Origin of the sequence: Thermosulfuriphilus ammonigenes (genome assembly GCF_011207455.1) — a bacterium.
In the GTDB taxonomy this organism is placed as follows: domain Bacteria; phylum Desulfobacterota; class Thermodesulfobacteria; order Thermodesulfobacteriales; family ST65; genus Thermosulfuriphilus; species Thermosulfuriphilus ammonigenes.
The window spans coordinates 2,056,770-2,080,903 of sequence record NZ_CP048877.1; the positions used below are offsets into that span (position 1 = coordinate 2,056,770).

Consider the following 24,134-nt stretch of genomic DNA (forward strand, 5'->3'; position numbering starts at 1 on the left):
AGCCTTTGGAAAAGGCCAGCTTCTCCGGCTGGCCTGGGACTGGATTCGTTCCCATTTTCCGAGCGAAAAATGGGAACGAAATCTTAATTAAAGTGACAGGAGATCTTGTCTATGTGCGGGATAGTGGGGTGGGTGGATTTTGCTGGCCAAAGGCCGGATGAGGTCCGACCGCTTCTGGAGAAGATGGCCCGTATTCTCAAGCATCGGGGTCCAGATGAGGAGGGCTTTTATCTGGATCACCTGGCTGCCTTAGGGCACCGACGTCTTTCCATTATTGACCTTTCTGGCGGCAGACAGCCCATGGGCGATGAGGCTTCTGGAGCCCAGATAGTCTTCAATGGAGAGATATACAACTTCAGGGAGCTGAGAGGGGAGCTGAGTGAGCTGGGCCATCGTTTTCTGACCGATAGCGACACCGAGACTATCCTTCGAGCCTATCTTGAGTGGGGGCCGGCCTGCCTCCATCGCTTAAGAGGGATGTTCGCCTTTGCCATCTGGGATCCATCCCGCCGGAGACTCTTTATGGCCCGGGACAGATTGGGGAAGAAGCCTCTTTATTACTGGCAGAAGGGGAACTTATTCGCCTTTGCCTCTGAGATTAAGGCCCTCCTTGAACTCCCCGGGGTGGAGCGCCGCCTCAATCCTTTGGCTCTGGATTGTTATTTTAGCCTTGGCTATATTCCCTCTCCCCGGACCATCTTCAACGAAATTAAAAAGCTTCCCCCTGCCCACTATCTTCTCCTTAGTGAGGGGAGGCTTGAGGTCCACCGCTATTGGAGGATTGACTTTAACCCCCAGCGCCGGAGCCCGTCTGAGGCCCTTTCTGAATTTTGGGATCTCCTCCGGGAGGCGGTCAGCTGTCGCCTGATAAGTGAGGTTCCCCTGGGGGCCTTCCTCTCGGGAGGGATCGACTCCCCTTTAGTGGTGGCCATGATGGTCAGAGCACTCTCCGAACCGGTCCTTACCAACTCCATTGGTTTTGACGACCCCCGACTTAATGAACTCCCGGTGGCCCGGCAGGTGGCGGAACACCTGGGAACCAGGCATCGAGAGTTTACTGTTAGGCCCCAGGTGGCCGAGATTCTTCCCCGGCTAGCCTGGCATTTTGATGAGCCCCTGGCCGACTCCAGCGCTGTTCCCACCTATTATGTCTGCCTTATGGCCAGAAAGAATGTCACCGTAGCCCTCTCTGGGGACGGAGGCGATGAGGGCTTTGGGGGATATACCTTTCGCTATCTCCCTCATCTCTGGGAGTCACGCCTGCGAAGCTGGCTTCCCCTTCCGTTACGGGGGCTTACCTTCTCCCTGCTGGGAGGGGTTTACCCCCGTTCGGCCAGACTGCCCCGGCCGTTACGTCTTAAGACCTTTCTTCAGAATCTGGCTGTCTCTGACGCCCGGGCCTTTTATCAAGACCTGGTCTGGTTACCAGAGGAGATTCGTCAGCAGATTTATAGCCAGCGCTTCCGCAGAGAACTGGCTGGTTTTAGCCCTTTTGAGATAGTGGTTCCTATTTATCAGGAGGTTGAGCATCTTGACCCGGTAAGTCGTTGTCAATATGTGGATCTTCATCTTTATCTTCCCGAGGATGTCTTGGTCAAAGTGGACCGCATGAGTATGGCGGTTTCCCTTGAGGTGCGCTGTCCTCTCCTTGACCATCGTCTCCTGGAGTTTGCCGCCACTTTGCCCCTTGATCTCCGGGTTGATGGGAAAAGAGGAAAGCTCCTCCTTCGGCGGGCGGCCGAAGAGGTTCTGCCCCCGGCGGTGGTCAACAGACCCAAGCAGGGGTTTTCTATCCCTGAGGCCGACTGGTTGAGGGGGGAACTCAGGCCGCTGCTGGAGAAGACCTTTGAAGATGTCGATTCCCTTCTCTGGGGTTATCTGATTCTACCCAGGGTCGAGGAACTCTGGCGCCGTCATTTATCAGGAAGAGAGAATCACAGCGTTTTTCTCTGGGGATTACTGATGTTCTCCCTCTGGGAGAGACACTATTTAAGGGCTGAAGGTCTTCAGACTGAGACGCCTTAAACACAAGAGGCCCGAAGGATGGAAAAGGCTTCAAGGAGACTACGGGTTCTTCAGCTTGGCAGCCCCACCGGTCTTTACGGGGCGGAGAGATGGATCTTGGCCCTGATAAAGTACCTTGACCCTCAGAAGGTGGAGACGATTGTCGGGGTCATCAGGGATGACCCTTCGCTGGAGGCCCCCCTTTGTCGGGAGGCGGCCCGGCTGGGCTTTAAGACTGTCTTTGTGGAGGCTCCCGGGCGTTTTAACCTGCGGGCGATCTCGGGTCTGAGGGATCTCGTCCGTCGCCAAAGGATAGACATTCTTCACACGCATGGCTACAAGCCAGATATTGTCGGTCTTCTGGCCCTCCGTGGCCTTCCCTGCCGCCAGATCGCCACTCCCCATGGTTGGAGTAAAGAGCCGGACTTAAAGCTTAAGATATACGAGCTTCTGAACAGATTGACCTTTCTGGGGGTCGATAAGGTGGCTCCTCTCTCTGAAGAGATATATCAGGAGCTGGCCCGGATCCCCGGTCTTTCTTCCCGGCTGAGGCTCATCAGAAACGCTGTTGATGTCTCGGAGGTTGACTCCGTAAAGCATGAGGCTCCAGAGACCAGGGCCGCCAGAGAAGAAGGAGCCTTCATTCTGGGTTACATTGGCCAGCTCATCCATCGCAAAGGGATAGATATTCTCCTTAAGGCCCTCTCTAGCCTTCGGGGGCTAAACTTTCGTCTTTTTGTGGTTGGAAGCGGGCCCCTCAGGGAAAGGCTTGAGGAGATGGCCAGAGACCTCGGGCTTTCCGATCGGGTAGTCTTTACTGGCTACCGGGCAGATCGTCTTCAGCTCTTAAGGGGATTTGATCTCTTTGTCCTTCCTTCCCGTCTGGAAGGAATTCCTCGGTGCCTCATGGAGGCTATGGCCATGGGCAAGCCGGTCATTGCTTCGGATATTGACGGCTGCCGGGCCCTGATCCCCAACGATGGCATCCAGGGCCTCCTCTTTCCGGCCCAAGATGCCCAGGCGCTGGCCCGGAGAATAGACTATCTGGCCCATCACCCTGAGGAGGCCAGGCTTATGGGAGGGCGGGCCAGGGAATTTATCAGGATATACTATTCTGCTGAAAGGATGGCCCGGGAGTATGAGAATCTTTATCTCGAGGTTATGGAGAGATCCAGACCATGAGGGATTACCTCATGGGGCTGTTAAGGGAGCTCAACGCTTCATAATATGGCCAGAGACCAGACATCTTTTTTAGTTTTTTCAGACGATTGGGGGGAGCATCCATCAAGTTGTCAGCACATATTCAGACACATCGTCCGGGACTATCCGGTGGTCTGGGTTAATACGGTGGGCATGAGGCTTCCTCGTCTCAACAAGACCGATATGGTCAAGGGGCTAAAGAAACTTGCTCGAATGTTCTGGGGGCCAAAGGCGGCTGGGGCCTCAAAAGTGCTTCCAGCCGGCCTTTCTGTCCTGCAGCCTTTTATGCTTCCCTATAACAAGGGGCCCTGGCGGGCCTTTAATCGGCGTTCAGTGATTAAAGCGGTGCATAGGGAGCTCCGCCGTCGTCAGCTTGCCTCACCCATTCTGGTGACCACCGTTCCCAACGCCTGCGATTATGTCGGGGCCTTCGGGGAAAGACGGGTGGTGTATTACTGCGTGGATGACTTTGCCGAGTGGCCAGGGCATGAGAAGGATCTGGTGCTTGAGATGGAAAGGGATCTGATAACCAAAGCCGACATTTTTATTGCCACCTCAGAGAAACTTGTTCAGCGACTAAGGTCTCTTGGTAAACCGACCCACTTTCTTCCCCACGGGGTAGATTGCCGGGCCTTTGAGGACATTCCCGAAGGCAGGGAACATCCCGCCCTGGCCCCTATCTCCAGGCCCAGGGTAGGTTATGTGGGGCTCATCGACGCCCGTCTCAACTGGAGGCTGATTGAATATCTCCTCCAAAGGCTTCCGGAGGTGAGTTTTGTTTTTGTGGGCCGGGTCGAGATAGAATTAGCCCTTGAGCACTATGCCAACTTTTACCATGTGCCTCCGGTTCCCTACACGGAGGTTCCTCTGGTGCTAAAGTCTTTGGATTTATTGATCCTTCCTTATGAGGTGAATTCATTTACCCAGACCATAAATCCTCTCAAGCTTAAGGAATACCTGGCCTCAGGTCGTGGGATTATAGGGGCCCCTTTGCGGGAGATAGAAAGGTTTGCGGATTATCTTATAGTGGCTCGAGATTTGGAGGAGTGGTTGGTGAGGATAAGGGATTTTTTGTTCGGCGGTGTTTTTGGGCCTGAGGGTGACAGGAGGTCCCTTCTTCTGTCGGAGGATTGGTCGTTTAAGGCCCGGGAGTTTTTGGATATTTGTCTGAGGGGGTAGGGGGGCATTATGGCCAAGGTGCTCGTTACTGGAGGGGCAGGTTATATCGGTTCTCACGTGGTCAAACTCCTGGGGCGGAAAGGACACCAGATACTATTAATTCGAGCAGAAAACACTCGACAATAGGGCCAATCTCTGGTATACAAGGATATGGACTCTAGCCCTCCAAAAGTTCCCAAAATAGACGCACGTAAACTTCCTCCCAAAGCTCAAGAAGCTTTGCGTTTTAGAGCCGTCCACGCCGTGTTGGAACAAGGAAAAACCCAGGAAGAAGTGGCCCAAATGTTGGGAATAGCCAGAACCACTGTGACTTACTGGCTAAAACTTTATCGCCAAGGTGGGGAGGAAGCCCTTAAAATCAAGCCTCGCGGACGTCCTAAGGGAGGAAAACTTTTGGGCTGGCAAGCAGCTACCATTTGTAGCATCATCCGGGACCGTTGTCCTGATCAGTTGAAGCTTCCCTTTTCCCTTTGGACCAGGGAGGCGGTGGGGCAACTGATAGAGAGGAAGTTTGGGATAAGGCTTTCGATATGGACGGTGGGCCGGTATTTGAGGCGATGGAATTTCACGCCGCAGAAGCCTTTGAAACGGGCCTATGAAAGAAATCCGAAGGAAGTAAAGGCCTGGCTTGAGAAGGAGTATCCCCGGATAAGGAAGAGGGCCAAGGAGGAAGGGGCAGAGATTTGGTGGGGAGATGAGACAGGGATCAGGTCAGATCATCAAGCGGGGAGGAGTTGGGCGCCGAGGGGAGAGACACCGGTGGTGGAGGTGAGCGGCAAGAGATTTCGATTCAATATGATTTCTGCCATCAACAACCGGGGGAAGCTTAAGTTTATGATTTTTAGGGAGAGATTTACGACAGAAGTTTTTCTTGAATTTTTAAGAAGGCTGATAAGATCACGAGAAAAGGGGCGGAAGATTTATCTTATAGTGGATAATCACCGTGTGCATCGGGCAAAGAGGATTAAGGAGTGGTTGAAGGGCAAAGAGGACGAGTTGGAACTGCATTATTTGCCGAGATACAGTCCGGAGCTTAATCCGGATGAGTATTTGAACCAGGATGTGAAGACGAATGCGGTGGGGAGGCGCCGGAAGCGGAGCATGGAGGAGATGGAGGGTAATGTACGCAGCTATCTTATGAGCACGCAGAGGCAGCCGGAGATAGTGAGGAGTTACTTTCGTGCTCCGATGGTAAGGTATGCCTTAGATTGATGTCGACTATTTTGTGCTCTGATTAATATTAATGGGGTCATCGAACACTCGATTTTATGAGTCTTAGAACCCTTGATATGCAAGGTCTTCCGGTGTCGCATAAAAAATACTCCCGTTAATTAAATGGGGCTAAATGTAAGATATGCAGAGTCTATTTTTAGAAGGATAGCTCAAGAATGGTTATTGTTTTTGAGTTTTTTGAGGGTAAAATTCTTGCCAGCGTCTTGGGAAGGCGGGTTTTAGCTGAGGTTAGGTATGTTACCTAATTTTCTTGGAATCGGGGCACAGAGGGCGGCCACAACTTGGCTCTTTGAATGTTTGCGTGAACATCCAGAAATATACCTTCCTCCGCAGAAAGAAATCCACTTTTTTGATGAGAACTTTGATAAAGGACTTGAATGGTATGAATCTTTTTTTAATGCTGTAACTACAGAGAAGGCTATTGGTGAGATAACTCCTAACTACTATCATTTACCTCATGCTCTTCAGCGTATTAAAGAAGTTTTGCCCGAGGTTAAGTTAATTCTTTCTTTGCGTCATCCTTTAGAGAGAGCTTATTCAGCATATAAGCTACTACACGAATATTATGCTGATAAGGGTGTCTCCTTTGAGGAGGCCTTTAAAGAGGGATCGTATCTGTTGGACTTAAGTCTTTATTCAAAACATCTAGAGAATATTTTTAAACTTTTCCCCCGATCTCAGGTGCATATCATTATATATGATGACATTCTTTCTGATCCTCTTCAGGTTTTAAGAAAACTATACTCTTTTCTTGGTGTTTCTATTGATTTTGTTCCTCAAGCAGCCTTTGCTAGGTATAATCGAATTATCTTTCCTCGTTTTCAAAATTTTATTATTTCTTTAAAGTTGGGTTTCCTTTTGGATCTTATAAAGAAAACTCCTTTGGCTTCTCTTATAAAAAAACTTCATGCTCAATTCTTTTATTCTCACCCTAAATCTTCTTATTCTGTTGATAGTCATGTAAGGAAGCTTCTTTTGGATGATATTCAAAAATTGAAATCTTTAATTAAACCGGATTTACCCTGGGTTTTATAGTTTAATTTATGGGACAAATAGTAGTTTATCTTTTTTTTATTGTTGTTGGTGTTTATGCCTTATTTAGGCCGTGGATTGGTGTCTGTGCAGCTTATTTGATGGTTGTTCTTACCCCTCAAAGTATTTGGCCCTGGAATTTTTATGGTATACGTCCATTTTTTTATATAGCCGTTCCTACCTTTATTGGTTTCATTTTTCTTTTATTTCGGGGGAAAATAGATTTTTCCTTTTGGAAGACTAAAATTTCTTTTTTTTTGGCCCTTACCTGGCTTTTTATAATTCTATCTTATTTCTTTGGCCCTTACGTCAACAGGGAACATTTTATTTTCGATCCTCAAGTCATCTTTAAGCAGGTAAATAAAACTTTTTTCTTTTATTTTTTAGCGGTTCTTCTTATAGACAATCCTAAGAAACTTAAGGTGTTAAGTTTTGTTATGGTTTTGAGTACTATTTATATGATTTATTGGGCTAATGATCAATATTTATCTCGAAGTTATTTTGGTCGTCTTCACGGGCCAATACCTCCTACTGGTGGTGGTATATATAAAGATGAAAATGCCTTTGCCATGTTATTTGTTACAGGTCTGCCATTTATCTACTATTTTGGTTTTTTAGTAAAAAAAACCTTTTTAAGGCTTCTATTTTGGCTTGTTATTCCTCTTGGCTGGCATGCAGTCTTTCTTACTGGATCTCGTGGTGGCCTTCTCGGCCTCGGAACTACTATTTTTACGGCTTCTCTTAGATCCACTCATAAATTTATTGGCTTTTTACTTATTCCAGCATTAATCGTTGCTTATGTCTGGCAGGGTGGTTCGGTCTTAAAAGAGAGAGCTAAAACTATCAAATCTTATGAAGAAGAAACCTCTGCTCAGTCTAGATTATATGCCTGGTCTATAGCTATAAAAATGATTCGTGATCATCCTTTTACTGGAGTAGGTTTTTCTTCTTTCATGGAGGCCTTTGCCGATTATTCTGATAGACGTCCCATGGTCGCTCATAATACCTTTTTTCAATTAATGTCTGAATCCGGTGTTTTTGCTGGTCTTTCTTTTATAATGTTATTCTTTTTCTTATTTAAGGATCTTTTTAATAATAAGTTATTAATTTATAAGGATAATTCACCTGATATCTTCTTTTTATGTTATCTTAATGAGAGTTTATTTGTTTCCTTTTTTGGTTTTTTGATATGTTCTCTTTTTCTTTCTTTGGAGAAGTTTGAGATTTTATTTTTCTTATTTGTTTTGGCAAATAATCACATTAAAATTTCTCGTGATTTATTAGATTCTATTTCTGTAACATAAACAGAAATGGTTTCTTTGGCCAAAAGGACTGTAAATTCTGCTTTTTGGCAAGTTTTTAGCGGATCTTTTCAGACTGTTGTCCGATTAGGAGCGAGTATTTTTTTGGCCAGGGCCCTTGAGCCTAGAGATTTTGGCCTTTTTGGTATGGCCTGGCTTTTTAAAGAATTTATATTTTATTTGTCAAATTTAGGGATAGGGTCAGCTATTATTGCCAAGAAAAACATTGATCAAGTTGATTTATCAACCTGTTTTTGGTCTATGGCCGTTTTCCGTCTTTTTATGTTTTTTCTTACTTTTTCTCTTTCACCTGTTGTTGCTCTCTTTTTTAAAGAGCCTGCATTGGTTCCTATCGTGAAGGCTATTTCTTTTACTTTCCTTTTTTCTATCTTTTCTTGTGTTTCTAATTCCCTCCTTGTTAAAGAGCTGCGTTTTAAAACACTTTCCATTGTGAGGCTTTCAGGTGTTGTAATTGAGAGCTTTTTGGCTGTTATTTTTTCTGTTTTTCTTTCTATTGGTTATTGGTCTTTGGTTTATGCTTTGTTAATTTCCTCTCTTTTTGTTGAAATTTCTATTTTTTATCTTGCTTCCTGGCGTCCTTCATTTTTGTTTGATTTTTCTAGGTTTAAATACTTTTTAAAGTATGGCCTTAATGCTTTAGGCTTTAGTTTTAGTAATTATTTACAAGAAAATTTTGACTATATTTTAGTTGGTAGGCTTTTAGGTGCTTCTAATTTGGGTTTTTATGAGTTCGCTTATAGAATTCCTCATCTTGTTTTTTTGCGTATCTCTCGTCCTATTTCTGCGGTTATTTTTCCTGCATTAGCCAAGTGTCAATCAGATACTGATATGTTAAGAGGTTTTTTAAAGTCTGTGCAATATCTTTCGCTTTTGGTTGTTCCAATTTTGTCAGCTCTTGCCGTATCTGCTCCCCATTTAGTTCCTCTTCTTTGGGGAGAGAAGTGGAATGTTATTGTCTATCCTTTACAAATACTTTGTATTTCTTCCGCTGTGAAGTCTATTTTTTCTTCTTCTTATTCTTTATTTTATTGTAAAAATAGGCCAGATATTCCTTTCCGCTTTTCTCTTTTTCAGGTTATTATCAGTTTAGTTTTTATAGTTATTGGGGCCAAAATCTCTGGCCTTGTTGGTGTTTCGTGGGCGATGGTTTTCTCTTCATTTTTGCTTTTTCTCCTTGTTATTTATTCTTCCTATTTTTTAGGTTTTTCTCTGTTTTCTCTCTTTTCTTCTATGTTACCCTCTGTTTTTCTTGGTCTTTTCTTTTCGGTTTCCTATGTTTTTTTATATTTTATTTGTTCCCTTTTTTCTCTTCCCCTTATTTTTTCATTTCTTTTTTCTCTCATTTCTTCTTTTGTTATTCTTTTTCTTCTTTTCTGGTTTGGCTTTTCCTCTTTAAGGTTGGAGATTTTGTCTTTAGTGAGGTGAGTTTCTTATGATGAAACAATATGTCTATCTTTTATCTTGTGAGCATAGTGGTTCAACTCTTCTTTCTTTTGTTTTGGGTGCCCATCCTTTAATTTCTACGGTTGGTGAGATTGCAGGATATACTCATTACTCTAATTATAAATGTTCTTGTGGATTTACTTTTTATGAATGCCCTTTTTGGCAGCAAGTCTTAAAGGAGATGTCTAGAGAGGGTTTTTCTTTTGATCTATCTGATTTTGGTATTAATATTTCTCCATATTTATATGGAAAACCCTATTTTTATCGATTATATCATCATGTTTTTTATAATCAACAACTTGAATTTTTAAAAAATCGTTTTTTTGAGATTTTTTTTCCTTCTTTTTATAGAGATCTTATTTTAAGAGTTAAAAAAAATTTCATTCTTGCTAATGTTATTTCTCAAATACAAAAAAAACCTATTTTTTTTGATAGTACCAAGGATCATTTTAGATTAAAACTCTTGAAACAAATTTCCTCTGTTCCCGTTAAGGTTATTCATTTAGTTAGAGATGGTAAGGCGGTTGTTGGTTCAATGATAAAACGTGAGGGATATTCTCCACATAAGGCTATAAATACCTGGATTAAGAAAAATGAAACTATAGAGCGTCTAAAAAAGAATTATTTTTCTGAATCTGACTGGTTTTTTCTTCGATATGAAGATCTTTGTAATAATACCTCTCTTATTTTATCTGATTTGTCTAATTTTTTAGGAGTTGATTCCTCTTTTAATTTGTCGTCATTTGATAAGTCAAAATTCCATGTTATAGGAAATACAATGCGTCTTTCTTTTGATGGAACAATCCGGAAACCCTCTGTTCCTTCTTTGGAAACTGAAGTTGAAAATCTTTTTGTACTTAATAAAAGAGCAATGTCTTTATATAGAAAGTATGGATATGTCTAGAGGATCTACTAATGTTTAAATTTTTGAAATATCCGTTTTATTCTTTAGTCTCATATGTATTAAAATCTAGATTTTTTAGATCTGAAATATGGTATGCTATTAGTGACTTTTTTGGTATTTCACCTTTGCCTTCTTCTTTAAAGTATTATTCTAACCCTTATTATAATTATGACTTTACTTCTTTTCGTGAACTGATTTTAAAGAAAAAACCTCTGTTTATTACTGGTCGTTTTCGTTCTGGATCCACTTTTTTATGGTTAATTTTTCGTAACACTCCAGGAATAACCGCTTATTATGAACCTTTAAATGAGAATCGTTGGTTTTTGTCCAACAAATTTCGAGTTGATCCTACTCATAGAGGGGTTAATGACTACTCATCTGAATATCAAGGACTAGATTATTTAAATAAATTCTTTCAACAATCTTGGACATATAGAAAACTTTATATGACAGAAAAAGATTATGATGCTAATTTGTTTCATTATTTATTCTCTTTAATTTTAGCTTCTCCTTCACGTCCTGTCTTGCAATTCAATCGAATTGATTTTCGTCTTCCCTGGATTAAAGCTAATTTTCCTGGAGTTCCAATTCTGCATATTATTAGAAATCCCCGTGATCAGTGGATTTCTGTTATGAGAGATTCTTATGTTCCTCCTGATTTCATTATTGAATCATCTGATAATTTATCTCTTTTTTATACTATTCCTTGGGCTCAAGATTTGAAAAAAGTTTTTCCTTTTTTAGAGCCTATTGGTCAACATCCTTATAAAATTCATTATTTTTTGTGGCGTTTATCTTATATTTTTGGTGTAACTTACTCTGATTATACCATAAAATATGAACATTTATGTTCGAATTTTGAAGAAGAAGTTCGAAAAATTTTTGATTGTTTTCGGATTCCATATGATGATTCTCTTGTTAAGGAATTGTCCTTGCTTAATAAACCTCCTTCTCTAAATAAATGGCATTCTTATGCTTCTCCTGAGTGGTTTTCTTCTATTGAATCTGAATGTGAGAGAATTTTGTTCTCTTTTTTTAAAAAACAATGAAAGATTTTATCTTAAGTTTTGATTGGTTTCCTAAAATAGGTGGTGCTCACCTTTGGCTTTATGAGATATATTCTCGATGGCCCAGACCTGTTACGGTTTTAACCTCTACTCCTGAACTATCTTCTGAAAAAATATCTGACTTTTTGTCTGGATATTTGCTAAATAGTGTAGTTAGATTGCCAATTTGCTTAAATTCTTGGGGTATAGATGCCTCTTTTTTGAAGACTTCTTTAAAGCTTTTCCGGTATTTATATCAATATCGTCGATGTAATTCTATTTTTATTCATTCCTTAAAATCTATACCTGAAACCTCTGCTCTTTTTCTATCCAAGTTTTTGTTGGGCTCTCGCTTAAAAATAATTACTTATGCTCATGGTGAGGAATTTTTGGTAGCTAAAACTAGTCGTAACTTGTCATTTTTAGTTGCTTTTTCTCTAAAATTATCTGATGCTATTATTTCGAACAGTAATTCTACAAAGAATCTTATGTCTCCATTTTTACCTAAAGATAAGCCTGTTTTTGTAACTAAATTGGGGGTGAACTTTCATAAATATCAGATGAAGCAATATCGTAAAATAGTTAGATCTTCTTGGAAAGTATCTGATCAAGATGTTGTCTTAATCACTATCTCTAGAATGGAACCTCGAAAGAACCATTCTGCTGTTATAAAAGTCTTGTCTTCTTTGCGAAAACAAGGTCTTCCTGTAGTATATGTTATCGGAGGTGAAGGAGAAGAGAGAGAAAATTTGTTAAATATTGTTCATAATCTCCACCTTCAAGACTATGTTAAATTTCTGGGACTTCTTTCTGAAGATGAGAAAATTAAGGCTTATAATGCTGCCGATATTCATGTTATGCCTTCAATTAAAGTTGGTCCTATGATTGAAGGCTTTGGGATAGTTTTTATGGAGGCTGCAGCCGCTGGTCTGCCATCTATTGCGGGTAATGTAGGAGGACAGCCAGAAGCAGTTATTCATGGAAAGACAGGATTTATTGTTGATGGTACAAATTTGATGGAACTTGAACAATCTCTTAAAAAGTTGATTTTAGACAGTAACCTTAGAGAAAATATGGCTAGAAATGCGCTTCTTTGGGCCAAGCAACATGATTGGTCTTTGATCGCTCAACAGACTTTTGATTTACTCAGTTTTCTATGGGAAGAAACCTAGTTTTGGAGGTTAGGAAATTAGTTAATATTTACTTTTTACTTCTTTTTTACTTGTTGTTTTCTTTTTGTATTTTTTATTTATTTTTTATTAATCAACCTCTTAATATTGTTGATGAACAGTATTATAACAAGTTGGCACTTTCTATTCTAGAAAGAGGTGAATTTGGCTGGAGGCCAGGTCACCTTACCGCCATTCGTCCGCCACTTTATCCGGTCTTTTTGGCTTTGATTTATAAAGTATTTGGCCCGGAGAATTATAATGCGGTGCGATTGATCCAAATTTTTTTATCTCTGGCCAGCGGCTGGTTGGTCTATTCTCTGGCCAAGAGAATTTTTCATGAAGAAAAGGTAGCTTTGCTGGCGACAGGCCTCTTTCTTTTTTACCCTTCGCTTTTACTATTTAATTATCTTCTCTTGACAGAAATTTTGTTTATTTTCCTTTTTCTTTTGTCTATATGGTTTCTTTTATCTTTTAAACGTTCTTTCAGAAGCCTATTTATAGCCGGCATTTTTTGGGGGCTGGCGAGCCTTACGCGCAGCGTGACCTACCCCCTGACGCCTTTCGTCGCCTTGTTTCTGATATTTGCCGCACCTAGCGAGAAAAGAGGCCTGTTGGCGGCCGCTCTTTTTTTATCCGCTACCATTCTTACCCTCTCTCCCTGGATAATCAGGAATTACCGTGTCTTTGGTCACTTTGTGGCGGTGGATACCATGGGCGGGCTTAACCTATATATGGGTAACTACAAACACACGCCGCTTCACCGGGCCTGGGCAGCGGTTAGCAACCCGCCTGAGATTGCCTGGTACCAGGGCCATGAAGACGAACTAAAAGAACTTAACGAGGCGGAAAAGCAGCGCTGGGCCATAAAAAAGGCCCTGAAATTTATGAAAGAACATCCGGGCCTTACGGCCTTGCGCACCCTGATTAAAACCGCCAATTTTTGGCAGCTCGAGCGAACTATTATTGCCGGAATGCAAAAAGGTATTTTTCCGGGGCTCCAAAATAAAATAACCCAAGTAATTCTCACTCTAAGTATTTTGCTAGCTTACGTAACAGTAGCTATCTTAGGCTTTTCCGGTCTTCTGTTGCGAATATTAAATCATCGTGGCTCTTATGCGTTCCCTCAGGATTACATCCAGAGGGGGAGGACGGAAAGGTTTGCGGATTGGTTGATCTTCTTGATCATTTCTTATTTTACGGCTATTCACGCCCTTGTCTTTGGCCATTCACGCTATCACCTTCCATTGATTCCTCTCCTGGGAATTTATGCATCTTATTTGGTTGTTAACTTTCGAGCAATTAGGCAGAATCAGCCTGAATTTAAGGTTATTTTGGGGGTGGTATTTTTAACTTTCGCTTGCTTTTGGGGTTATGATATCCTGATAGGAAGTAAAGACAAGGTTATAGCTTTTCTATCAAGTTTAACAGGACGTTTCTATTAATGGGGGGCATTAAATAGTTGACATCATTTATCATTGCGTGCATGTATCAGCTCTTTAGTCATTGCGATCCCTCAACGCATTTTTGAAGCCTCGAGGGGTCCTCGCAATGACCGAGGGACTGACGCACATAAATAACGATGTCGACTATTTGATAACTCCATTAACAGCAAGAGAGGGAAGGGGATGGCTTTTTTAAATTTGCTTACTTGTGTAGTGACCCCCTCCAGGACTGCACAGGATATAATGCAGGGAGGAGGGAAAAATGAGTACATCGGAACCTGAAATCAAACGTTGGACGGCAAAGCGAAAGACCCAATTGGTCTTAGAGATTCTTAAAGGCAAGACCACCGTGGCTGAAGCGGCTCGGCGTTACGATCTCAAACCAAGTGAGATCGAAACATGGGTTCAAGATGGTATTGAGGGCATGGAAAACAGTTTTCGAGCCCGGCCGAGGGATATTCGGGAACAATACGAGCGGAAGCTCACTGAGGCTCATGCAGCCCTAGGTGAAGCTCAGCTGGAGATCAAAGCCCTAAAAAAGTTGCGAAGCCTGCTCGACCTGGACGAGAGATCGTAGGGTCGGTGCAGGCAGAATTAGCAGCTGAAGGTTACAAGGTGTCTTTGAGTAAGCTTTGTCGGTGGCTGGGGGTTGCCAGGCGGACGTTTTATTATCGACCCAAGGGACGCAAGAGACCACTTGCCGAGGATAAGGTGGCCAAGGTGAGAGAAGTGATAGAGAGGTTTCCGAGCTATGGATATCGGCGGATAGCGGTGGTGTTGGGCTGGAACCGGAAGGTGGTGCAGAGGATCTGTCAGAGGAAGGGTTGGCAGGTGAGGAAGAGACCGAAGGGTAGTCGGCCGCGGGCCAAGGGGTTCGTTTCGGTGGCTAGGAGGCCCAATGAGAGATGGGCCACGGATCTGACGATGGTTTGGTGTGGCCGGGACAGGTGGTGCACCTTAGCGGTAGTCATAGACTGTGCCACGCGGGAGGTCCTTGGCTGGCGATTAGCCAGGCGAGGAAATGCGGTAACAGCAGAGGCAGCTTTGGAAGAGGCTTTAATATCTCGGTTTGGATGTTTAGGGCGGATACCCGGGGGATTAATGCTCAGGAGTGATAACGGCTTGGTGTTTACGTCTAAGAGGTACACGGCCACGGTAAGGGCTTACGGTTTGAGGCAGGAATTTATAATGCCGTATAGTCCGGAGCAGAAAGGAGTAGTAGAGAGATTTATCAGGACGGTGAAGGAAGAATGCCTTTGGCAGCACAGATTTGGGAGTTTAAGTGAAGCAAGGGAGGTGATAGGGGACTGGATGAGATATTACAACATGGAGAGACCTCATCAGGCCTTGGGGTATCAGGCACCATCAGATATGCTAGCAATAGCGGTTTAAGTTGTGCAAAAACCAGGGGGTCATTACACTGTTTCGGAAACAAAACTCCCCCCTTGGCACGGCCTGGTAATTCTTTACGAAAAATAAACAAACCTTATCCTCGGGTCTTCCGGCTGCTTTGGCGTGTTACTTCTCTTAAAAATTAGAAAATCAAGAGGCAGGTCATAATTCTTAAAAAACGAGCGGTAACGGCCTAACCTGATAGAAGCGTCAGAATATTTGGCTTCGATAGCCCTTTTTTGTTGTACGATAAAATCTATTTCGTTTTTATCTTTGGTGCGCCAGAACTGAATATTTTCATAACCGAATAAGTAACCTAGAAAGTTAAAGACAAAGTTTTCAAAAAGTTGGCCTCGGTCTTCGCGTATAGTTAAGGGTTCAAAATTTCTCAAAAGGGCGTTTCTTAGACCACAATCGAAAAAGTAAAATTTTGGAGTTTTTGACAGTTCTTTTCGTGTATTTTTAAAAAACGGTCTGATTCGGCAAAGATGAAAACATTTAAGAGCTGTTAAGACAAATTTGTCTATTTTATAACGAGATATTTTTAACGTAGAAGAAATTTCTGAAAGGTTGACCAAACTTCCTATTTGAGAGGCTAGTATTTTTAAAAATAGGAAATATTCTTCTTGAGCAAGGAGATCCGCCTCTAAAATATCCTTCTTGGTATATGAATTTACCAGTTCATAAAGAATATTTTTCTTTTCTTCCTGATCTTCTTCTAACACAACGGCAGGGTAGGAGCCGAAAATCAGGGTTTCTTTGAGAATAGAGAGAATTGTTTCGCGATATATCAAAGGATATGATACGTAATTTTCGGTATCAATGGTTAGGTTAGGGATTTTGATGTTTTTAAACCACAAGGTTTCTTTTAAATTTAAAGGCGTTAGGAGAAAAATCCGTTTTCTTCCGGCCAGCGAGTCTTTAAATTTCTGGTCTATATAAAAGGCAGAGGAACCCGTAACAATAAGCTTGAGTTTTTCGCGGTTGAAATCAAAATGGTACTTTAGAAAATGAGAAGGATTTTTGAGATATTGTATTTCATCAAGTAGGACAATTTGGCGTTCTTTGCTTTCTCCGATAATATCGAACAAATTTTGCGGGTGGTCGTTTAATAAGGCCAGAAAAAGGGGATCTTCAAGGGAGATATAAAAAGCTGGGAATCCCTTGTCTTCTAAATATTTTTGTAAGTACAAAAGGACCGAGGTTTTACCGGTTTGCCTGGCCCCTAAAATAATGAGAACATAATCATTATTTAGATTTTGAAGGAGAATTTCTACGATTTCTCTTTTAAGGATCAAAATAAACTCCGAGAATTTTTTGAAAAATTTAAAAAATATCAGAGAATTTTTCAAGTGATTTTTGAGATCCCTTCGGATCCTTTGTAGTGCCCCTGTAGTGCCCCCCTCCAGGGCTGCACAGGTTATAGTGCAGGGAGGAGGGAAAAATGAGTGCACCAGAACCTGAAATCAAACGTTGGACGGCAAAGCGAAAGACCCAATTGGTCTTAGAGATTCTTAAAGGCAAGACCACCGTGGCTGAAGCGGCTCGGCGTTACGATCTCAAACCAAGTGAGATTGAAACATGGGTTCAAGATGGTATTGAGGGCATGGAAAACAGTTTTCGAGCCCGGCCGAGGGATATTCGGGAACAATACGAGCGGAAGCTCACCGAGGCTCATGCAGCCCTAGGTGAAGCTCAGCTGGAGATCAAAGCCCTAAAAAAGTTGCAAAGCCTGCTCGACCTGGACGAGAGATCGTATAGGGGCGGTGCAGGCAGAATTAGCAGCTGAAGGTTACAAGGTGTCTTTGAGTAAGCTTTGTCGGTGGCTGGGGGTTGCCAGGCGGACGTTTTATTATCGACCCAAGGGACGCAAGAGACCACTTGCCGAGGATAAGGTGGCCAAGGTGAGAGAAGTGATAGAGAGGTTTCCGAGGAAATGACAATAGCAGCTTAAGTTGTGCAAAAACCAGGGGGCATTACAATGACGAGATGCAAACTGTGTTTTTCGTTTTTTGAAAATGTAAATTATAATGGCGTTGTATGTCCTAGATGTGGACTGTTACACGGTCAAGACTGGAAGATTGTTATAGAAAAGATTAAAGCCGCAAGTCAAACTATAAAATTTTCAAATTATAATACCCCTATAGTACGGATAGGTTTAAAAAAACCAAAAGGTAATCCTAGATGGGGGGGGTATAATTTTAATCCGACTTGCTTTGAAATATTGCTAAATTCTCATAAATATGTAGTGACTGATTACCCATTTCGTGCACCTCTTTTACATAAGAAGTCATATCTATGGAGGTATAGATCAACAATAGAATATAAGATTAAAAAAATAAATAATGAAGAAATTGACGCCTATCCATCACTATGTGTTGGGGTTATTTGTAGACCAAATGATATAACATCGCTTATTGAAATTGGAAAGATGGTACAGGAATATGTCAGGGAATATGTTATTGTAATAGATAGTTTTAAAATAAATGGGATTTCTGTTGCAAGTATTAAACAAAAAATACACGATGTATTGTCTCGAAATTCTCCTAATAAATTATTAATTAAAATTGCTGATAGGCCACTTGGTCAAGACTTTAGTGCGCAGAGAAATTTTTTACATTCGGTAGCTAATTCGAACTGGATATTACACATTGATACGGATGAAAGACCTTCTCGTCAACTAATGAAAAATTTATACTGGATAATTGAGGATTGCCAAAAGAAAGGAAGAGATACAGCTGGTTTTCCAAGAAAAAATTTTGTAGATGGTAAATTGAGTGCGGCCTTTCCGGACTACCAGTTTAGACTTGTAAAAAAAGAGACGAGGTGGGTCGGGAAAGTTCATGAAGTACCTGTATCATATCTAAAAAATTATCATAAAACATTAATATATCCATTATATTGTATTAATCATTATCTTGAAAGTAGTCGTTTAAGTTTTCGCAGAAAATTCTACGAATCAATTCAAGATGGTGCTGGTAGAACAAAAAATCAAGAATTATTAGAAAAACCTTTTTTTGAGGTAGTGGGACTGTCCACCCATTTATGTAAATTCCTTCAAAGCCTGTCCTCAAATAAGCCGAAAGCTGTGTAGTGTCCTCCGAGGACTGCACAAGGGATAATGCAGAGATGTGGCAAACCTCCTATTCGGATAAAGGGAATGAATTACTGAAAGGAATTTTATTTTTCTGAATAAAAAATGGGGTTGACTTTTTTAGAAAGGTGAATTTCCCTAACTGTAGGAATCTTATTAAGAGTAGGAGTTCAAATGGAAGCCATAAAAATTAAAGTCCTTCCCAAAGGCCAAATCACTTTACCAAAAAAGATTAGAAAAGCCCTGGGAATAAGGGAGGGTGACGCTTTGGTACTCATACGGAGAGGAGAGGAGGTGGTTTTGCGCAAAAGGAAGACGCTTTTTGAGCTGGCTGGATCCTTGCCCAATCTCGGTCTCTCTTTAGAAGAAATGAGAGAAAAGGCTTTAGAGGAAATCGCTCGTGAGAGGGAAAAAGATCTGCGTTGACACAAACGTTTTGCTCCGCATTCTAGTCAAAGACGATGCTGACCAACTGGAAAAAGCTTTGGCTGTCTTCAAGAATGCCCATCGCTTAGGTTATAAGCTTCATGTGCTTCCGATAGCTCTTTTGGAAGTTGTTTGGGTACTGGAGAAAGTTTATCGTCTTTCTCGCTCCCGAATACGGGAAATTGTAGAAGGGATAATTTTTACTCCTAGGCTCAAGGTGGAAAAGGCGCAGGTTTTTCTTGAAGCCCTTCGAGATTACGAGGAAAAGAACATCAAGTTTGCTGACGCTTTGATGGCTTATTGGGCTTTAAGTGAGAATCTTTCTGGTATAGTGACTTTCGACCGCAAGCACTTTCAACGCATCAAAAAACTGGAAGTGGTAGATCCAGAAATTTTCTCTAGTAACCGCTAACTCCCATCCTTATCAGGGGGAAGCAATTTTAAAAATGAAATAGCAATGATTAACTTTCTTCTCGTTTTTATTACCTTCTTCTTTCTTATCGGCTGTAGTTCTGGAAATGGTTCCCAGCCGCAGGAAAAAGAAGGAGTCTTCGTTTATTATCAGACGGATTTTGATAAGGGGAAGGGAGGTTTTCAGCCCGCTAAGCGGGCAAAATTGAGGCTTACCGAGGATGCTATTTCCGGCAAAGCCCTTGAAACGATTTGTAAACAAAAGTGGGCCGGGCCGGCCCTAAAGATCAAGGTTAGAGGTTCCAAAGGCCTGAAGATAGCCTTTTTAGCCAAAGGAGAAGGTTTTAAACGCGCCACTCTAAACCTTTACGACACCAAGGCCAGAGACAACACTACGCCCTACGGTTATCGTTTTCTGCCAGACGGTGAGTGGACGCCGGTACTCTATTATGTGGATCTTTTTCATTACAACTCTCGGCCCCGGGGTTATATAAAACCAGATACCCTCTTTGTTGATCTTCGCTTCTGGGGACCTGATCCTAAGGGAGGGGAAGTTAGTTTGACCCTTGATAATTTTGTTATCTATCGGGGAGAGGATCGTGCTCCCCCAAAGAAGATAAAAATGCTCAAGGCAGAAGCCACCCCTCAAGGGATAAAGCTTACCTGGGAGACACCGGAGGATAATGTCTTCCCTATGGTTTATGTGGTCTCCCGGGCCAAAGAGGGGAAAGGGTTTGTCAAGATCGGCGAGACGTATCGGTCTTATTTTTGGGATTATACGGCCGGCAAGAAAAATTACCGCTATCGGGTTCTGGCCTGTGATTTCCAGAACAACCTTGGGCCATGGTCTGATATCATCTCGGTAAAGGGGGAGGCTGATCCTCGGCCGCCGTCCTTGACCCGGGAGGAACAAGATCGCCTGAGCTATGCCTCCCACGTGCGTGAGATTCATCGGCGAGGTGAGGGAAGGGTCAAAAAGGGGTTGGTCGTCCTCTTTGGGGATTCCCTTACCGGTCCCACTCTTTATCCTCGCCTGGTGGCGGGGGCCTTGGGGATATATCAGGTCAAAGCCTACGGTTTTGCCGGCCAGACCACAACCTTTGGTCGCCGTAAGGTGGCGGAGATCCTGGCGAAAGAAAGGCCAGAATTTCTCTTTGTCATGTTCGGGACTAATAATGTGCGAGGAAGGCTTCAGACGGTAGATGTTTATGAGCGCTGGATAGATGATCTAGAGGCCATTGTGAAGCAGGCCGAAGCGCAAGGGGTAGTGGTGGCCTTGGCCACTATACCGCCCCGGGGATTTAAGGATCCGCTCTCCTTACCCGAGGCCTTATTTAACGAGATCCTGGTCCAGAGGGCCCGGAGGCTTAAGGTTCCCATAGCCTATATTTTTGAGGCTGTCCAGCAAGCCGGTGATCGTCGTGAGTTTATCTGGAAGGATGGAGTGCACTGGACGCCTCAGGGGATGGAGCTTGCCGCCTGGGCTTGGCGCAAGACCATGCGGCAGATAGAATTTGCTTTGCGAGATCGGCCATGAAGACGGCTCTCTGGCGAGGAATTATGACCGGAATCCTCTTCCTCGGCCTGGTGGGCCGCATTTGGGGGGCAGAGCCTAGCCCTGAGTACAACAGGTTTGGCTTCCCAGAGACCAGCTCTACCATCGCCGTCCTGGTTGATCAACTGCCCAATCATCTTACCGAGGAGCAGGTTCGTTTTGTGGCTGGGCACTACGTGGGCAGTCAGAAACTTATCCTTCCCCTGACTCAAAGAATCCGGCGTTATAACCCTCGCTTTGTTGTCCTTCATTATCATCTGGGCATCTGGCAACAGCAGCCGGCCCACAAATTCATCATAGATGGGAGACACTGGGGGAATGATTGGTCTTTTGTCACCCAACACGAAGACTGGTTCTGGCACAATGAGAAAGGGCAGCGGGTGCGCTCCAAAAATGACGGCAAATATTTGATGAATATTATGAACCGGCAATTTCAGGAATATTGGAAAACTTCTATCGCCCGCCAGATAATTGCCGGCGAATATCAGGGGGTTTTTCTAGATTCCGCCTCCCCGGCCTTGCTCCAGTGTGAAGCAAGCTGGATGGATCCTCGCCTGGCTGGAACCGCCGCTGCCAAAAGCCGGTTTAAGGAACTGGGGGGGCTTACCTGGAGTGAGGCCTATGAAAGTTTTATGGCAGATTTAACGAAATTTTTAGAGTCCCTGGGATATGCCACTTTGCCTAATATAGGCGGTCTCTTTACCACCTGGGACACCACCGACTACTACACCACGGCCTCCGGAGCCTTTATGGAGGGGGCCTTTGTCACCAGAAGCCTTAAAGATTGGGAGATGGCCGCCTCAAGGACCATGGAACTCATAAAAAGAGATAAGATAGTTATCTTTCAGTCTTACCTGAAGAATGATGAAGACATTAAGACTAGGCTTTACTATCTATCTTGTTACCTCCTTTTTAAGGGGCGGTATACTTACATAAATTATTTCTTTAGATCTACCTTGAGCTGGTATCCAGAATGGCAACTTGACCTTGGCCTGCCCCGGGAGCCCATTCCTGATTTGGTCAAGATGAGAGTAAAAAGGGGCCTTTATCGCCGTTTATATTCCCGGGGAGAAGTCTGGGTAAATGTATCTTCCAGGGATGAAAAAATTACTTTTCCTGGAGAGTCAAGGGTGGTTATCCCCATAGGCGGAGGGCCGGTAGGCCAGAAGGGCGAAGCCCAGGGCCGGCTTTCCTATAGGCCGGCCCAAGAGGTCATTTTGCAGCCCTGGAGTGGGCTTATAGTGCTTTACTGATGGACCAACCTTCTTTATTGCCGGAAGATAGCGAATTTCTGCGTTATTTAAGAGGTCTGGCCATATTTATTATTGTTTTTGGTCATGTAGGAGGGTTTTGGTTTTATCGTCCTTATTCTGGCTTTTTATTGGTTGCGGTGCCTATTTTCTTTATGATTTCTGGAGCGGTGAGCTATCCTAGTTATAAGAGGTCCAAATCAGTTTCTTTCTATTTATTGAAAAGGTCTTTTTCCCTTTTGATACCTTATTACTTGCTATGTCTTTTTTCTCTTATTGTTTATATTCTCGAACAGAAGCAAATGCCTACCTTTTCTTTAGAAAAGTTATTTATGTGGTTAGCCATTGTCCCTTCTCGCGACATAATGCCTTTCCCTGTTGGGCAAATTTGGTTTTTATATGTTCTTTTGGTTATTTCTATTTTATCACCTTTTTATTTTTACGCCTATGAACGTTGTTGTTATGCTTTGTTTTCTTTTGGGTTGGTGGCTATTTTAATGGCTGCTGTTCAGCACTTTTTTGATCTGGCTGGTATTTTAACCTTATGGAAGTTCCATTTTTTTAAGCCTCTTGTATGTAGTCTCTTCTTTATAAGTGGCTTTTACCTCTTCTTTTCTTCTAAAAGTCATAAAGTCTTGTTTTTGTTTGGTTTTTTTTCTCTTATGGCTTCAATTTTTCTCTTTTTAAAATTTCGTTTCAACCCTGATTTATCTTATCATGCTCACCCTCCAGATTTATATTATGTTCTCATCTCTTTCTTTTTTATTTTTTTAGTGTATGTGTTGCGTTCTTTTTTTCTCAAGGTTATTTCATCTGTAAAGCTTTTTGCTTTGATTCTTGATTTTTTCTATAAGCATACATTTTCTATTTTCTTATTGCATAGTTTTTCTATTTATTTTGTTGAGCGTTATTTGGGCCTCATTTCAGGAAAGGATATTTTTTATGGCCTTAAGAAGTTGTTCTTTGTCCTCCTTATAACCATCATTTTGGCTGTTCCTTTTACAAGGCTCTCCTCTTTTTTAAGAGGAATCTTTCTTTCCCGCTTAAAACAAGTTTTTGAGGCCAAAGTGGTGGTAAGGAGGCCGGTTTGATCAAACTTCTGTCTTCTGTTTTTTTGGTTCTCCTTTTGGTGGTTCCTTCAATGAGTAAAGGTCAGGAAAAGGGGAAGAGGGCAGTCCGAGTCCATTATCTTTTTTCTTTCGGAAAAGAAGGCCAGGGACCGGGAGAATTTGTCGGCCCCTTCGGAATCCATTGGGCTGAAGGGCTGCTTTATGTCATAGATGACCTGGGGCATTCTATCTCCATCTTTGGGGAGGACGGTTCTTTTAAAAAACGTTTGGGGCATAAGGGGCAGGCTCCAGGGCAGTTTGCCTTTCCGGACAGTTTGGCTAAAGGGCCCGAGGGGCTCCTTTATGTGGCTGATACCGGCAATAACAGGGTTCAGATTCTGGATGATTCCGGACGTTGTCTTAAGATTATCAAGGGCTGGGGTCTTTGGAGAAGATTCAAAAATCCGCGAGATATTTTCTGGAGTGAGGCGGGGCATTTTCTGGTAGTTGATTGGGGCAACCATCGGATTCATGTCTTCTCCTCCCAAAAAGAGTATCTTTTTGGCTTTGGTGGCCGGGGTCAGCAAGAGGGTCAGTTTCATAACCCTATCGCCGTGGTTGAGGCTGGTGGCAAAATATACGTCTCTGATTTTAAGAACCATCGTATTCAAGTCTTCGATTCTCAGGGTGGTTTTCTGTTTACCTTTGGAGGAAGGGGGCTGGCAAAAGGCAAGTTTAACCATCCTTCTGGCCTTGCGGTGGATAGTCAGGGCCGCCTTTACGTGGCAGACTGGGGCAATCATCGCGTTCAGATCTTTTCTCTCGGGGGCCAATTCTTGGCCTCCTTTGGAGGAAAGGGTAAAGACAGGGGGCTTTTTATCAGGCCTACCGATTTAGCCGTTGATCCCCGGGGTCGAATTTATGTAGTAGATTCTGGGAATCACCGGATTCAGGTCTTTCAACTGGAGGATGGCTCATAA

General features: G+C 42.8%; 23 protein-coding genes. 22 read left to right on the forward strand and 1 reads right to left on the reverse strand.

The genetic code is table 11. The features are described from left to right. The first annotated feature begins 111 nt into the window (after positions 1 to 111). From asnB to G4V39_RS10090, 14 genes are all read left to right on the forward strand, one after another. Positions 112 to 2,025, forward strand: coding sequence for an asparagine synthase (glutamine-hydrolyzing) (asnB, locus tag G4V39_RS10025; RefSeq protein ID WP_166032804.1), 1,914 nt, complete (start codon positions 112 to 114; stop codon positions 2,023 to 2,025). Between the two features lie 18 nt (positions 2,026 to 2,043). Next, on the forward strand, positions 2,044 to 3,186 hold the full coding sequence (locus G4V39_RS10030) for a glycosyltransferase (protein WP_166032805.1): 1,143 nt from the start codon (positions 2,044 to 2,046) through the stop codon (positions 3,184 to 3,186). Positions 3,187 to 3,231: 45 nt separating this feature from the next. Further along, positions 3,232 to 4,383, forward strand: a complete 1,152-nt coding sequence (locus G4V39_RS10035; protein ID WP_166032806.1) for a glycosyltransferase family 1 protein — start codon at positions 3,232 to 3,234, stop codon at positions 4,381 to 4,383. Positions 4,384 to 4,392: 9 nt separating this feature from the next. Then, complete coding sequence (locus G4V39_RS10040; protein ID WP_166032807.1) at positions 4,393 to 4,509, forward strand: NAD-dependent epimerase/dehydratase family protein; 117 nt, start codon at positions 4,393 to 4,395, stop codon at positions 4,507 to 4,509. Between the two features lie 24 nt (positions 4,510 to 4,533). Further along, positions 4,534 to 5,595: an IS630 family transposase gene (locus G4V39_RS10045; protein ID WP_166032585.1), complete on the forward strand. Its 1,062-nt coding sequence runs from the start codon at positions 4,534 to 4,536 to the stop codon at positions 5,593 to 5,595. A 255-nt stretch (positions 5,596 to 5,850) separates the two neighbouring features. Next, positions 5,851 to 6,651: a sulfotransferase family protein gene (locus tag G4V39_RS10050; protein WP_166032808.1), complete on the forward strand. Its 801-nt coding sequence runs from the start codon at positions 5,851 to 5,853 to the stop codon at positions 6,649 to 6,651. A gap of 8 nt (positions 6,652 to 6,659) precedes the next feature. After that, positions 6,660 to 7,952 (forward strand): O-antigen ligase family protein, encoded by a 1,293-nt coding sequence (locus G4V39_RS10055; protein ID WP_166032809.1) that lies wholly within the window; start codon positions 6,660 to 6,662, stop codon positions 7,950 to 7,952. A gap of 15 nt (positions 7,953 to 7,967) precedes the next feature. Further along, the gene (locus G4V39_RS10060) at positions 7,968 to 9,395 is read left to right on the forward strand and encodes a lipopolysaccharide biosynthesis protein (RefSeq protein ID WP_166032810.1); all 1,428 of its coding nucleotides are present in this window, start codon (positions 7,968 to 7,970) and stop codon (positions 9,393 to 9,395) included. 10 nt (positions 9,396 to 9,405) lie between these two features. Beyond that, positions 9,406 to 10,317, forward strand: a complete 912-nt coding sequence (locus G4V39_RS10065; protein WP_166032811.1) for a sulfotransferase domain-containing protein — start codon at positions 9,406 to 9,408, stop codon at positions 10,315 to 10,317. Between the two features lie 11 nt (positions 10,318 to 10,328). After that, the gene (locus G4V39_RS10070; protein ID WP_166032812.1) at positions 10,329 to 11,366 is read left to right on the forward strand and encodes a sulfotransferase; all 1,038 of its coding nucleotides are present in this window, start codon (positions 10,329 to 10,331) and stop codon (positions 11,364 to 11,366) included. Continuing rightward, positions 11,363 to 12,535 (forward strand): glycosyltransferase family 4 protein, encoded by a 1,173-nt coding sequence (locus tag G4V39_RS10075; protein WP_166032813.1) that lies wholly within the window; start codon positions 11,363 to 11,365, stop codon positions 12,533 to 12,535. The genes G4V39_RS10070 and G4V39_RS10075 overlap by 4 nt, the downstream gene beginning before the upstream one ends. Further along, complete coding sequence (locus tag G4V39_RS10080; RefSeq protein ID WP_166032814.1) at positions 12,520 to 13,977, forward strand: ArnT family glycosyltransferase; 1,458 nt, start codon at positions 12,520 to 12,522, stop codon at positions 13,975 to 13,977. Before G4V39_RS10075 ends, G4V39_RS10080 begins: the two co-directional genes overlap by 16 nt. A gap of 262 nt (positions 13,978 to 14,239) precedes the next feature. Further along, the gene (locus G4V39_RS10085) at positions 14,240 to 14,554 is read left to right on the forward strand and encodes a transposase (RefSeq protein WP_166032815.1); all 315 of its coding nucleotides are present in this window, start codon (positions 14,240 to 14,242) and stop codon (positions 14,552 to 14,554) included. A 5-nt stretch (positions 14,555 to 14,559) separates the two neighbouring features. Continuing rightward, entirely contained in the window at positions 14,560 to 15,369 is an 810-nt protein-coding gene (locus G4V39_RS10090; RefSeq protein ID WP_210412096.1) for an IS3 family transposase, read from the forward strand. Between the two features lie 74 nt (positions 15,370 to 15,443). Here G4V39_RS10090 and G4V39_RS10095 read toward each other — a convergent pair whose 3' ends face one another. After that, positions 15,444 to 16,667, reverse strand: a complete 1,224-nt coding sequence (locus G4V39_RS10095) for an ATP-binding protein (RefSeq protein ID WP_166032816.1) — start codon at positions 16,665 to 16,667, stop codon at positions 15,444 to 15,446. A gap of 146 nt (positions 16,668 to 16,813) precedes the next feature. On the opposite strand from G4V39_RS10095, the gene G4V39_RS10100 reads away from it, so the two are divergent. From G4V39_RS10100 to G4V39_RS10135, 8 genes are all read left to right on the forward strand, one after another. After that, positions 16,814 to 17,158 (forward strand): transposase, encoded by a 345-nt coding sequence (locus G4V39_RS10100; RefSeq protein ID WP_166032817.1) that lies wholly within the window; start codon positions 16,814 to 16,816, stop codon positions 17,156 to 17,158. A 192-nt stretch (positions 17,159 to 17,350) separates the two neighbouring features. Further along, positions 17,351 to 18,463 carry a glycosyltransferase family protein gene (locus G4V39_RS10105; protein ID WP_166032818.1) on the forward strand — a complete coding sequence of 371 codons (1,113 nt, stop codon included), beginning with the start codon at positions 17,351 to 17,353 and terminating at the stop codon, positions 18,461 to 18,463. Between the two features lie 174 nt (positions 18,464 to 18,637). Continuing rightward, positions 18,638 to 18,889 carry an AbrB/MazE/SpoVT family DNA-binding domain-containing protein gene (locus tag G4V39_RS11405; protein ID WP_166032819.1) on the forward strand — a complete coding sequence of 84 codons (252 nt, stop codon included), beginning with the start codon at positions 18,638 to 18,640 and terminating at the stop codon, positions 18,887 to 18,889. A gap of 10 nt (positions 18,890 to 18,899) precedes the next feature. Further along, entirely contained in the window at positions 18,900 to 19,301 is a 402-nt protein-coding gene (locus G4V39_RS10115; protein WP_166032820.1) for a type II toxin-antitoxin system VapC family toxin, read from the forward strand. 45 nt (positions 19,302 to 19,346) lie between these two features. Then, on the forward strand, positions 19,347 to 20,837 hold the full coding sequence (locus G4V39_RS10120; protein ID WP_166032821.1) for an SGNH/GDSL hydrolase family protein: 1,491 nt from the start codon (positions 19,347 to 19,349) through the stop codon (positions 20,835 to 20,837). Next, positions 20,834 to 22,108 (forward strand): putative glycoside hydrolase, encoded by a 1,275-nt coding sequence (locus tag G4V39_RS10125; RefSeq protein ID WP_166032822.1) that lies wholly within the window; start codon positions 20,834 to 20,836, stop codon positions 22,106 to 22,108. Before G4V39_RS10120 ends, G4V39_RS10125 begins: the two co-directional genes overlap by 4 nt. Then, positions 22,108 to 23,196 carry an acyltransferase family protein gene (locus tag G4V39_RS10130; protein WP_166032823.1) on the forward strand — a complete coding sequence of 363 codons (1,089 nt, stop codon included), beginning with the start codon at positions 22,108 to 22,110 and terminating at the stop codon, positions 23,194 to 23,196. Before G4V39_RS10125 ends, G4V39_RS10130 begins: the two co-directional genes overlap by 1 nt. Continuing rightward, a complete protein-coding gene (locus G4V39_RS10135) occupies positions 23,193 to 24,134 on the forward strand; it encodes an NHL repeat-containing protein (RefSeq protein WP_166032824.1) in 942 nt (313 codons plus the stop codon). The genes G4V39_RS10130 and G4V39_RS10135 overlap by 4 nt, the downstream gene beginning before the upstream one ends.

Excerpts from the sequence above, each read along its gene's own strand:
- G4V39_RS10035 (WP_166032806.1), top strand. The coding sequence starts at position 3,232 with ATGGCCAGAGACCAGACATCTTTTTTAGTTTTTTCAGACGATTGGGGG.
- G4V39_RS10130 (WP_166032823.1), top strand. The coding sequence starts at position 22,108 with ATGGACCAACCTTCTTTATTGCCGGAAGATAGCGAATTTCTGCGTTAT.
- G4V39_RS10080 (WP_166032814.1), top strand. The coding sequence starts at position 12,520 with ATGGGAAGAAACCTAGTTTTGGAGGTTAGGAAATTAGTTAATATTTAC.
- asnB (WP_166032804.1), top strand. The coding sequence starts at position 112 with ATGTGCGGGATAGTGGGGTGGGTGGATTTTGCTGGCCAAAGGCCGGAT.
- G4V39_RS10085 (WP_166032815.1), top strand. The coding sequence starts at position 14,240 with ATGAGTACATCGGAACCTGAAATCAAACGTTGGACGGCAAAGCGAAAG.
- G4V39_RS10125 (WP_166032822.1), top strand. The coding sequence starts at position 20,834 with ATGAAGACGGCTCTCTGGCGAGGAATTATGACCGGAATCCTCTTCCTC.
- G4V39_RS10070 (WP_166032812.1), top strand. The coding sequence starts at position 10,329 with ATGTTTAAATTTTTGAAATATCCGTTTTATTCTTTAGTCTCATATGTA.
- G4V39_RS10055 (WP_166032809.1), top strand. The coding sequence starts at position 6,660 with ATGGGACAAATAGTAGTTTATCTTTTTTTTATTGTTGTTGGTGTTTAT.
- G4V39_RS10045 (WP_166032585.1), top strand. The coding sequence starts at position 4,534 with ATGGACTCTAGCCCTCCAAAAGTTCCCAAAATAGACGCACGTAAACTT.
- G4V39_RS11405 (WP_166032819.1), top strand. The coding sequence starts at position 18,638 with ATGGAAGCCATAAAAATTAAAGTCCTTCCCAAAGGCCAAATCACTTTA.
- G4V39_RS10075 (WP_166032813.1), top strand. The coding sequence starts at position 11,363 with ATGAAAGATTTTATCTTAAGTTTTGATTGGTTTCCTAAAATAGGTGGT.
- G4V39_RS10050 (WP_166032808.1), top strand. The coding sequence starts at position 5,851 with ATGTTACCTAATTTTCTTGGAATCGGGGCACAGAGGGCGGCCACAACT.
- G4V39_RS10065 (WP_166032811.1), top strand. The coding sequence starts at position 9,406 with ATGAAACAATATGTCTATCTTTTATCTTGTGAGCATAGTGGTTCAACT.
- G4V39_RS10100 (WP_166032817.1), top strand. The coding sequence starts at position 16,814 with ATGAGTGCACCAGAACCTGAAATCAAACGTTGGACGGCAAAGCGAAAG.
- G4V39_RS10040 (WP_166032807.1), top strand. The coding sequence starts at position 4,393 with ATGGCCAAGGTGCTCGTTACTGGAGGGGCAGGTTATATCGGTTCTCAC.
- G4V39_RS10120 (WP_166032821.1), top strand. The coding sequence starts at position 19,347 with ATGATTAACTTTCTTCTCGTTTTTATTACCTTCTTCTTTCTTATCGGC.
- G4V39_RS10105 (WP_166032818.1), top strand. The coding sequence starts at position 17,351 with ATGACGAGATGCAAACTGTGTTTTTCGTTTTTTGAAAATGTAAATTAT.
- G4V39_RS10030 (WP_166032805.1), top strand. The coding sequence starts at position 2,044 with ATGGAAAAGGCTTCAAGGAGACTACGGGTTCTTCAGCTTGGCAGCCCC.